Here is an 11,211-nt window from a genome sequence, read left to right as displayed (position 1 = left end):
ACAGCAGCCCTGTATTTATAGAGACAGACGGGGCATTGTTGCCCCCCGGCTCTCCGGGTAATTGTCAATGAAATGTTAGTTTTATTCTCGGGTTTGATACGCGTGTTCTTGTACAAGGCAAAAAGTGGTGCTAGTGTGCATTCGTATGCGCTATTAGTTGATACCGGATGACAGTAATCCTGCATATACAGCACTTGCTGCGGGTTTACAGCAGGCTCTCTTCTACAGTGCGGTATGTGCAGGGCCGGAAAAGCGCTGTTACAGGAATTAGATGTCAGACAAACAGCATCAATACGTTTGATTGTCGATCATTTCACAGACTGAGGTTCAGATTATGCTATTAGACGAGTATCTTTCACCTACTGCTTATGCTCCGTATCGAGACCCCCGGGATTATATTCTCAGCTGGACGGATGAAATCTGGATCGAGCGCGGTATTGGGCGAATTAGGGAACACTATGCTGATGACATCAAGGTTCACTCTGCCTATGGTGAGACTTACGACATTGAGCATGTGATCCAGAATAGCGTCATGAAGATGAGCGCATTCCCAAATGGCGGTGGTGGTACAGGAGAAGATGTCGTATGGGAGCAACGTGGGGAAAATAGCTTTATATCCTCACATCGGGTTTTAAAGACGGGCACGCATAGCGGCTACTGGACATATGGTCCGCCAACGGGTCGTGACTGGGTTTCTCGTACGGTCGCCCACTGCCTGGTACGTGATGGAAAAATTGTGGAGGAGTGGCTCGTACGGGATGAATATGCTGTACTTCAGTCACTTGGTCTGGATCCCGAAGTCGTTGCAACCGAACTGGCCGCAGCGTCACCAGTAACCGGAAAATTACTTGATTTAGGCTCTGGTGGAGCATTTGTGGGTAAGATTAGCAATCCTGCGATAGAAGGTGTGTCTGGCAAGCGACCAAATCGCTATATGAAAGAATGTGAATTAATCGAAAACATGTTTGAAGAGGTTTGGAACCAGAGGCTATTTAATCGCACTTCCATGTATTGTGATCCAAAAATTGTTTCTCACACCGTCAGAATGCACAGAGAACAGACAATTGAGTGTTACCAACGTGAAATTATAAATATGCTTGCTGCTTTTCCTGACGGGAAGATTGAAGTTCGGGATATTGTCGTCAATGAGTCACCCGACCTCGGAATGCGAATTGCTGTTATCTGGGTTATGAAGGCGACTTATTGTGGTGTACCTCTTTATGGTCCACCAACATATAGCCCGGTAACAATTCTCGGAACCTCACATTATGAGATGCGAGATGGAAAAATCCTGCGTGAGTGGCGAATCTATGATGAGATAGCGGTCATGGCGCAAATCATCCGGGCTCGTAACAGCAGTCAGACAATTAATGATGCTTAATGATAAATTTATAGCGCCCTCAGCGTTCAAATAATATCATTTGACATGAGTCAGAATCTGCGCCCACATGTTATTAATGAATGAGCCATGAACTATCTTAAATTATTTGGCGTTAAGTTTTGATGAGGGCGAGCGTATTATCTGAAATACCTCATACTAATTAATATCGAGAGAGCCATGACTATTGATAAAGAAATAGCAAGAGTCAACCCAGCGTCTTATGCTCCCTATCGTAACCCACGAGAATACATTACCAGCTGGACTGATAAAATATGGATTTCTCGTGGTCTCGGTCACATCCATGATCACTATTCACCAAATGTAAAAGTTCATACAGCTTATGGTGAAACATATGGAATGGATAATGTCATTAGCAACTCGTTGCAGAAGATGGTGGCGTTTCCTAATCGCGGTGGCGGTCATGATGATGTCATTTGGGAAAAGCGCGGAGAACATGGATTTATTTCTTCACACAGAGTACTAAATAATGCAACGCACAGTGGATACTGGACATACGGCCCACCAACAGGAAAAGATTGGGTAAACCGTAGCGTCGCTCATTGTTTAGTAAAAGATAACCTAGTCGTAGAGGAGTGGGTTATTCGGGATGAATTTGCAGTTCTTGAGAATCTTGGTTTAGATCCATATAAAATTGCCTCTGATTTAGCGAAAAAATCACCGGTATTAGGAACGCCAATAAATGCAGATAACGCGTCCTTTACCTCGATCGGCAGGATTAATAATGTCCTGACGGAGGGAATATCAGGCCCTCGACCAGATATTGGTCGGGCAGAGTGTAAGAGTGTGCTGGCACTATTCGACCGCGTGTGGAATAAAAAATTTTTTGACGAGGTGACCGAATATTGCGCAGATAATATTGTTTGCCAGACCGTCCGAATGCGTCGAGTTATGGGTGTAAATGCTTATCAGATGGAAACGATGGAACTGCTATCATTTATTCCTGATGGAAAACTGGAGGTAAAAGATATATGTATTCATGATTCAGAGGATTTAGGATTGCGAGTAGCCACTATTTGGTTGTTGAAAGGGACATATTCTGGCTCTCCTGTCTATGGGCCAACCAATAATGTTCCCATAAATGTTTTTGGAGCCAGTCATTTTGAGTTTCGAAATGGAAAGATAATTCGCGAATGGCGAATCTTCGATGAAGTTGCTATTATCGCTCAGATTATTCGTAATGACACAGTGGGTAATTAATTATTAGCTCACAGCTTCCACAGCAATTAAGCTGATAACAGCCAGTTACTTTTATTGATAAGACAAGCAATTAAGTTCAATAACAGCTGATATTAAGAACAATGTTCACACATAGAAATAATGGGAACCTTTTGTTAAGGTGCCCATTATTCCTATGCTGAAGTTCGCTCGATTAGTATGCCACGAAAAAGGACGGTTTCTTCCGGTAATTCTGGTTGCGCAATTCGCCTTAAAATCAAATCAACCGCCCGTGTCGCCATCGGGACTATTTGTTGATGTATCGTCGTCAGATTATAGACCGGTCGACCAGCATCTGAAACATTATCGAATCCTGCGACTGATACATCCTTGGGAATTGTTATGCCACAATCATAGCGGCAAGCATCCATCACACCAAGTGCGAGTTGGTCGTTGACACAAAATATTGCATCAGGCAAAGCGGATTTAGCGAAAAATGACAAAAATTGCTTTCGGCCGCTCTCGTAAGAATAGTCGGCGTGGATACAGGTGATTTCTATACCACCAAGTTTGTTGATGGCTTCAAGAAACCCTTTCAATCGGGTATAGCCCACTGAATCTTCTGGCGCATCAGATGGCCCTCCGACACATAAAATTCGACGATGGCCTGACGCATGGAGTTTTGATGCCATCAATGCTGCCCCTTCGGCCTGGTCGGTTAAAATACAGTCTATTCCTTTTGAGCGAATATTCCGATTAAAGAAGACAATGGGTACTCTACGTTTACCAAACAACTGAATTTGCTCTTCGGTCATGAAGACACATGAAATAAGGCCGTCAAGAGGATAGGCAAGGGCTTCTGGTAGCGTAGCTTCTATAGAACTATCGTTCTCAACAATCATAAGTAACATGCTAATACCGGAATGTTTCAGAGCGCTGGAAATCGCATTTACCAGTTCGGGGTTGTTGCATAACGTAAACTCGGAGCAAAATACTCCGACCATATGTGAACGTTGTGTAATTAAAGAACGCGCGAGACTGTTCGGGGTATAGCCCAGATCGGCTGCAATCTTGAGTACTCGAGAGCGAGTGGATTCCGAAATATTGCTATCTTGCTTAAAGCATCTGGAAACAGTCGATTGCGCTACGCCTGCCGCTCGTGCCACATCGTAGGAGGATGCTCTTAAGTATCGCTTGTCTTCATCTGGTTGATTTTTTATTGCCATTTTGTACAGCCATTTCCTTTTGAACCCCTCACCGGGGTCAATGCCAGTCTTCAACGTCGGTGCATCATTATAATTTATTGATATCTGAGATAGTAAACTCTGGTGCTTATTTTCTCAACACTGTCGCTGCATAAGAATGCAGTGGTGGGATGTTGCTTAACCCGCAGCCATATTCGGGAGTAACAGTACAGAGTCCTTGCCATCCAAGTGAGTTGGGCTTTCCGGAAAGCCCATCGGTTTTCTTATAAACAGGTCGAAAACGAGGACAAGAAACGCCTGGCGCTTGTTGTATATATCAGGCAAGACATCTCTCTTTTTAGTGAGATACTGCCAAGGACGCTGAACTGATTTTGGGCCAAGGTCGCGAATATATTCGATTACGTTGAAGTGCTCTATAACTGACCAACCGCCACAGCCACTTAGTCAACATCAGTCCGGAAGTTGTCGAACAGGCCTCGTCGTGAGGACAGGAAATGTATATTGTCATGGGATACGCTCAGTTAAACCATTTAAAATTCAACATTATAAACACCCCAAATAATCTGCCCATTTCTGGAGCCAATACTTACACTCGCGATCATACTTATACAGATTGTATATTCCTTCGACACCTCCACGAGTATGTCCCAGGATGGCCTCGGCTACTTCATTAGGACATTGCAAACGTGATAATCCAGTACGAACGGTCCTCCTCAAATCATGTGGAGTCCAGCTCGGGATATCTAGCATCTGCCCTGCCTCGCGCATACGCCAGGCATTTTCAGTCAGGTACTTTTGCTGTATTGGTAACTTCGTTCGAGATGAGGGAAAGAGATAAACATCTGAATTAAGACGCAGAATTTTTAGGAAATCGATAGCCTGGGTAGACAACTGAACATAGCGTTCAACGCCTGTTTTAGTTTCACGTAGATGTATTGTTCCCTTATCGAGGTCAACATCCTTCCATGCCATATTGCAGACTTCACCGGTTCGACACCCCGTCCAGAGGGTAATACGCAGAACGTTTTTTATCGTTAGTGAGTATGCTGAACCTGGTAGCCATTTGAGGAATTTTGCCAACTCCGCATCGCTAAGAAAGCGAGTGCCACGACCATTAGTAAGCTTAATTCGAGTCTGGCGTAAACTGGATTTGGCTAACAGGGCTGGATTAGCGAAGGCAGCATCAAAGCGCCCTAAACCAATTGCAAACTCATAAGCAAGTGATAACTCCCTCAGCACATTGCCAGCCTGTACTGTTGCGCCTCGGGCTACAATACCATTAATCAAATCTATGACATCTTTACGGGTAATCTCTGCGGCATTCTTTGTTCCTAAACTCTTTACTGCATCACCATAAAGGGTACGCCTTACCTCAGCCTGCCCTTTCTGCTTTCTGGCACCAGAGATAATCTTCCCCTCTTTCGTTTTACGATCTTCAATGCGCTCGGTTAGATACAGCTCAACCAACCCTTGAACAGTCAATTCGGGGATCTTCTTTTCTTCAGCATCTTTGGCTTGCTGCTGCTTTTCTTGTTTGAGCTCAGTTGCCGGACACCTGCCTCCCTGGCGAATAAGTTTTAGTTCGTTGAGTTTCAGACGGGCTGCAGCAAGTGATGTCTGTGGAAAATTACCGATTTTAACCTGAGTAAGTTTGCCCGTAAGAGGACTGGTGTAACGATAGAAAAAAGTCTTCATTCCAGTTGCCCCACAAGACACTCGTAAACCACGGTTTTCACCAACATCGGCTTTATCTTTGTCACCAGGTTTCATCGTTTCTATCGTTTTAAACGCCAGAGGCTTCCCCTCTTGTTTTCCTGCCATAAAGACTCCGTTATCATGTTCTATGTACTCATGAACTATAAATGTAGGTTGTGGCTATAGCCAGCCATACTTTATCAATCTACTGCTCAGAAAGCTACACTTTGACCTACACTTAATTGTGGGATTGAATGAAATCTAATGAGATCACGTGAAGTAAAAAGAGAACAACAAAAGACACCAACTCATTAAAAACAAACAGCATTACAATCAAAGGCAAATGAAAACAATGGATGACTTAGGCAATCACACGCCAATGATGCAGCAGTACCTGAAGCTGAAAGCTCAGCATCCGGAAATTCTGCTGTTTTACCGTATGGGCGATTTTTACGAGTTGTTTTATGACGACGCCAAACGCGCTTCGCAGCTGCTTGATATTTCGCTAACCAAGCGCGGTGCTTCAGCGGGTGAGCCGATCCCGATGGCGGGCGTTCCGTACCACGCTGTCGAAAACTATCTCGCAAAGCTTGTTAATCTGGGTGAATCTGCCGCCATCTGCGAGCAGGTTGGCGACCCGGCTACCAGCAAAGGTCCCGTAGAGCGTAAAGTTGTGCGCATCGTGACACCGGGTACCATCAGCGATGAAGCGCTGTTGCAGGAGCGTCAGGATAATCTGCTGGCTGCTATCTGGCAGGACGCAAAAGGCTACGGCTTCGCCACAATGGATATCAGTTCCGGGCGTTTTCGCCTGAGTGAACCAGCAGACCGTGAAACGATGGCCGCCGAACTGCAGCGTACCAACCCAGCCGAGTTGCTGTACGCCGAAGATTTTGCCGAAACGGCGCTGATTGAAGGGCGTCGTGGCCTTCGCCGTCGCCCGCTGTGGGAGTTCGAAATTGACACCGCGCGCCAGCAGCTGAATTTGCAATTTGGCACCCGTGACCTGGTCGGTTTTGGTGTGGAAAATGCACCACGTGGCCTGTGTGCTGCGGGCTGTTTGCTGCAATACGTCAAAGATACGCAGCGCACATCCCTGCCGCACATTCGATCCATCACCATGGAACGCCAGCAGGACAGCATCATTATGGATGCGGCCACCCGCCGCAATCTGGAGATAACCCAGAACCTGGCAGGCGGTATCGAAAACACACTGGCAGCGGTACTCGACCGTACCGTCACGCCGATGGGTAGCCGCATGCTGAAGCGCTGGCTGCATATGCCGGTGCGCGATACGCAGGTATTGACCGAACGTCAGCAAACTTTAGGGGCATTGCAGGATCGCTGCGATGAACTGCAGCCGGTGCTGCGTCAGGTTGGCGATCTGGAACGTATTCTGGCTCGCCTGGCATTACGCACTGCACGTCCGCGTGATCTCGCGAGAATGCGCCACGCCTTCCAGCAGCTTCCTGAACTACGCGAACAGCTTGCGAACGTCGACAGCGCACCCGTGCAAAAACTGCGCGAAACGATGGGTGAATTTACCGAACTGCGCGAACTGCTTGAACAGGCAATCATCGATGCCCCACCGGTGCTGGTCCGCGACGGCGGCGTAATTGCGCCGGGTTATAACGCCGAGCTCGACGAGTGGCGCGCACTGGCCGATGGCGCAACCGACTATCTTGATAAGCTTGAGATCCGCGAGCGTGAACGTCTGGGCCTTGATACCCTGAAAGTCGGGTACAACGCCGTGCATGGTTACTACATCCAAATCAGCCGCGGCCAAAGTCATATGGCACCTATCCATTACGTTCGCCGCCAGACGCTGAAAAACGCTGAACGCTACATCATTCCAGAACTGAAAGTGTACGAAGACAAAGTTCTGACATCGAAAGGCAAAGCCCTGGCGCTCGAAAAACAGATGTACGACGAGCTGTTCGACCTGCTGCTGCCGCATCTGGCGGACCTACAACAGAGTGCCGCGGCGCTGGCTGAACTCGACGTGTTGGTAAACCTGGCCGAGCGTGCATATACTCTGAATTACACCTGCCCAACCTTCACCGATAAGCCAGGCATTCGCATCACCGAAGGTCGTCATCCGGTTGTCGAGCAGGTGCTGAATGAGCCGTTTATTGCCAACCCCCTGACGTTGTCTCCTCAGCGTCGAATGCTGATCATTACCGGTCCAAACATGGGCGGTAAAAGTACCTATATGCGCCAGACTGCACTGATTGCACTGCTGGCGTACATTGGCAGCTACGTTCCGGCACAGAAGGTAGAAATAGGCCCGATCGACCGGATCTTCACTCGCGTTGGCGCGGCGGACGATCTGGCCAGTGGTCGCTCGACGTTCATGGTTGAAATGACAGAAACCGCCAATATTCTGCATAACGCCACCGAGCAAAGTCTGGTGCTAATGGATGAAATTGGCCGCGGCACCTCGACCTACGACGGGCTGTCACTGGCGTGGGCGTGTGCCGAAAGTCTGGCCAATCGCATCAAAGCCATGACGCTGTTTGCCACCCATTACTTCGAGCTAACGCAACTGCCGGAGAAAATGGAAGGCGTAGCTAACGTCCATCTCGACGCACTGGAGCACGGCGACACCATCGCCTTTATGCACAGCGTGCAGGACGGTGCGGCCAGTAAGAGCTATGGCCTGGCGGTTGCCGCACTGGCTGGCGTGCCGAAAGACGTGATTAAGCGTGCGCGGCAGAAACTGCGCGAGCTGGAAAGCCTCTCTCCAAATGCGGGTGCGACTCAGGTCGACGGCACGCAGATGTCACTGCTTTCAGTGCCGGAAGAAACGTCGCCTGCCGTTGACGCGCTGGAGAATCTCGACCCGGATTCACTCTCTCCGCGCCAGGCGTTGGAGTGGATTTACCGTCTGAAAAGTCTGGTGTAATCCATCAACGTGAACAAGAAAAATCAAAGCCGAAAGCATCATACTTTCGGCTTTTTTCTTAATAACATCGCGCTTCATCTGCAAAAGGAATAACAATGAATCCCTATATCTCAGAAATCATTGATGCCCATATCGCTATCGAAAACTGTCTTGGCCAAGGGGAAGGCGACCAGGATACGCTTCTATCCCGCTTTAGCCGTGACTTTACGATGGTAGCACCGAGCGGTGTGAGCTTCGATCACGCCACACTGTGCAACTTTTTCCAGACACAATGTGGCGCACGTGCAGGGCTGAAAATTGTGGTCGAGAATATTGAGCTGTTGGCTGAATGGTCAGAAGGTGCTGCGCTGCGTTATACAGAAAAGCAAACCCTGCCAGGGCAAGCAACCACCACGCGCTGGTCGACGGTGATATTTCAACGTCAGGGAGAGAAAATAATCTGGCGTCACCTGCATGAGACTGCGCAGGTATAGCGAGACAGAAAAGAAAAAGGCCCGTCTTAATGACGGACCTTTCTGGATAGAAACTGATTTTCTCGCGGGCTGTGTTATTCGCGGAACAGCGCTTCGATGTTCAGACCTTGTCCCTGCAGAATTTCACGCAGGCGACGCAGACCTTCCACCTGAATCTGACGAACGCGTTCACGAGTCAGGCCAATCTCACGACCGACATCTTCCAGCGTTGCCGCTTCATACCCCAGTAAACCGAATCGACGTGCCAGCACTTCACGCTGTTTGGCATTCAGTTCGAACAGCCATTTGACGATGCTTTGTTTCATGTCATCGTCCTGCGTGGTGTCTTCAGGGCCGTTATCTTTTTCATCGGCCAGGATGTCCAGCAGCGCTTTTTCAGAATCGCCACCAAGTGGGGTGTCGACTGAGGTGATGCGCTCGTTGAGACGCAGCATACGGCTTACGTCATCAACCGGTCTGTCCAGCTGCTCAGCAATCTCTTCTGCACTCGGCTCGTGATCCAACTTGTGGGATAACTCACGCGCGGTACGCAGATAAACGTTGAGCTCTTTGACGATATGGATTGGCAGACGAATCGTACGGGTTTGGTTCATGATTGCCCGTTCAATGGTCTGACGAATCCACCAGGTTGCATAGGTCGAGAAACGGAATCCGCGCTCAGGGTCGAATTTTTCGACAGCACGAATCAGCCCCAGATTGCCCTCTTCAATCAAGTCCAGCAAAGCCAGACCACGATTGCTGTAACGGCGAGCAATTTTAACCACCAGACGTAAGTTACTTTCAATCATCCGGCGGCGGGACGCGACGTCACCACGCAACGCACGTCGTGCGAAATAGACTTCCTCTTCGGCTGTTAACAGTGGAGAGTAACCAATCTCCCCAAGGTAAAGCTGAGTCGCATCCAACACACGCTGTGTAGCCCCCTGCGATAACAGCTCTTCCTCAGCCACTTCGTTTTCACTGGGTTCCTCTTCTACTAAGACTTTCTCATCGAAAGTCTCTGCTCCGTTCTCATCAAATTCCGCGTCTTCATTTAAATCATGAACTTTCAGCGTATTCTGACTCATAAGGTGGCTCCTACCCGTGATCCCTGGACGAAACACACCTTACGGTTGTTTCGCCAAATTATCGCTGCGGCAAATACTGCAGCGGGTTGACGGATTTCCCCTTGTAACGAATTTCAAAATGCAAGCGTGTTGAACTGGTTCCGGTGCTACCCATGGTAGCGATTTTCTGCCCCGCCTTCACTTCTTGTTGTTCCCGGACCAGCATTGTATCGTTATGGGCGTAGGCGCTCAGGTAATCATCGTTGTGTTTGATGATAATAAGATTACCGTAACCGCGCAGTGCGTTACCGGCATAGACGACGCGTCCATCTCCGGTCGCGACGATAGCCTGTCCTTTACTGCCTGCAATATCGATACCTTTGTTGCCGCCGTCGCCGCCACTAAAGTTTTCGATGATTTTGCCGTCAGTCGGCCAGCGCCAGGAGGAGATCGGCGAACTGGTAGACGTACTGCTTGCAGTCGGTTGGGCAGTGCTCGCAACGGGTGCCGTAACAGGCGCTGTGACCGTAGTCGCAGGCTGGTTGTTAGGCAACATTTTGTTAGCACTTTGTTCACCTGAATCCTCAGAATACGTAATTGTCTGTTGAGACGCAACCACTGCGGAGGAATTTTGTGCAGGTTTTGAGGTTAACCCAGTCGAAGCGGTGCTGGCCTGCTCGCTCGCCTGCGCTACAGCGTTATTCCCGGTGATTGGCTCCCCGGAAGCATTACCCACCTGCAGAACCTGACCTACATTCAAACCGTACGGTGCAGCGACATTGTTACGCTGCGCCAGGTCGCGGAAATCGTTCCCGGTAACCCACGCAATATAGAACAGAGTGTCGCCGCGCTTCACGGTATAGGTGCTGCCACCGGCGTAGCTGCCTTTTGGAATGTCACCGTATTTGCGGTTGTAGACAATATGTCCGTCAACAACCTGCACCGGCTGCTGTGAAGCCACTGGCTGAGCGCTTTGAATTTGCGGCTGAGCAGGTGCGGTCTGAACCGGCGCAGTTACCGGCGCGGTTTGTACCGGCTGCGGTTGCGGAGCCGTCTGAGGCGCGCTGCTCATGGACGACTGTGGCGTAATTAACATTCCGGAATCGGTACTGGACGACGAACCGCCCACGGAACTGACCGGAGCAGGCGCATTGCTGGTCGTCGTGCATCCTGCCAGCCAAAGTGAAACCAGTGATAAAGCCGCAACGCGACTAACGGTGAATTTTGGGCTTCCCGCGCTCATTTATCCCCCAGGAATATGTTAACTGCCAGTGACTTAAAAACCGTGAAAGGCGACGGTAAATCACACAAAAAAAGTGTGCTCACACTA

The 11,211-nt window shown here is 49.0% G+C and carries 9 protein-coding genes; 5 read left to right on the top strand and 4 right to left on the bottom strand.

Annotated elements, in window-relative coordinates; all coding sequences use genetic code 11:
* Positions 1–334 precede the first annotated feature (334 nt).
* Both MUU46_RS03370 and MUU46_RS03365 read left to right on the top strand, forming a co-directional pair.
* Positions 335–1,381, top strand: coding sequence for an ester cyclase (locus tag MUU46_RS03370; protein ID WP_159773669.1), 1,047 nt, complete (start codon positions 335–337; stop codon positions 1,379–1,381).
* Positions 1,382–1,558: 177 nt separating this feature from the next.
* A complete protein-coding gene (locus MUU46_RS03365) occupies positions 1,559–2,599 on the top strand; it encodes a nuclear transport factor 2 family protein (RefSeq protein ID WP_159773671.1) in 1,041 nt (346 codons plus the stop codon).
* 152 nt (positions 2,600–2,751) lie between these two features.
* On the opposite strand, the gene MUU46_RS03360 is transcribed toward MUU46_RS03365, so the two are convergent.
* Together MUU46_RS03360 and MUU46_RS03355 are read right to left on the bottom strand one after the other, a co-directional pair.
* Positions 2,752–3,783 carry a LacI family DNA-binding transcriptional regulator gene (locus MUU46_RS03360; RefSeq protein ID WP_159773673.1) on the bottom strand — a complete coding sequence of 344 codons (1,032 nt, stop codon included), beginning with the start codon at positions 3,781–3,783 and terminating at the stop codon, positions 2,752–2,754.
* Between the two features lie 522 nt (positions 3,784–4,305).
* On the bottom strand, positions 4,306–5,583 hold the full coding sequence (locus MUU46_RS03355; protein WP_159773675.1) for a tyrosine-type recombinase/integrase: 1,278 nt from the start codon (positions 5,581–5,583) through the stop codon (positions 4,306–4,308).
* A 217-nt stretch (positions 5,584–5,800) separates the two neighbouring features.
* On the opposite strand from MUU46_RS03355, the gene mutS reads away from it, so the two are divergent.
* Both mutS and MUU46_RS03345 read left to right on the top strand, forming a co-directional pair.
* Positions 5,801–8,362: a DNA mismatch repair protein MutS gene (mutS, locus tag MUU46_RS03350; RefSeq protein WP_258964762.1), complete on the top strand. Its 2,562-nt coding sequence runs from the start codon at positions 5,801–5,803 to the stop codon at positions 8,360–8,362.
* A 95-nt stretch (positions 8,363–8,457) separates the two neighbouring features.
* Positions 8,458–8,835 carry a DUF4440 domain-containing protein gene (locus tag MUU46_RS03345; protein WP_159758250.1) on the top strand — a complete coding sequence of 126 codons (378 nt, stop codon included), beginning with the start codon at positions 8,458–8,460 and terminating at the stop codon, positions 8,833–8,835.
* A gap of 74 nt (positions 8,836–8,909) precedes the next feature.
* Here MUU46_RS03345 and rpoS read toward each other — a convergent pair whose 3' ends face one another.
* Both rpoS and nlpD read right to left on the bottom strand, forming a co-directional pair.
* Positions 8,910–9,902, bottom strand: coding sequence for an RNA polymerase sigma factor RpoS (gene rpoS, locus MUU46_RS03340; protein ID WP_159758252.1), 993 nt, complete (start codon positions 9,900–9,902; stop codon positions 8,910–8,912).
* A 58-nt stretch (positions 9,903–9,960) separates the two neighbouring features.
* Positions 9,961–11,073: a murein hydrolase activator NlpD gene (gene nlpD / locus MUU46_RS03335; RefSeq protein WP_258964765.1), complete on the bottom strand. Its 1,113-nt coding sequence runs from the start codon at positions 11,071–11,073 to the stop codon at positions 9,961–9,963.
* On the opposite strand from nlpD, the gene MUU46_RS03330 reads away from it, so the two are divergent.
* On the top strand, positions 11,015–11,146 hold the full coding sequence (locus tag MUU46_RS03330) for a peptidase (protein ID WP_246316661.1): 132 nt from the start codon (positions 11,015–11,017) through the stop codon (positions 11,144–11,146). The two genes, nlpD and MUU46_RS03330, sit on opposite strands and share 59 nt — an antisense overlap.
* Positions 11,147–11,211: the final 65 nt, after the last annotated feature.

Origin of the sequence: Scandinavium tedordense (assembly GCF_024764965.1) — a bacterium.
Classification (GTDB): domain Bacteria; phylum Pseudomonadota; class Gammaproteobacteria; order Enterobacterales; family Enterobacteriaceae; genus Scandinavium; species Scandinavium tedordense.
The sequence above is the reverse complement of the archived record's forward strand: the minus strand, read 5'-3'. Positions and strand labels throughout refer to the sequence as shown.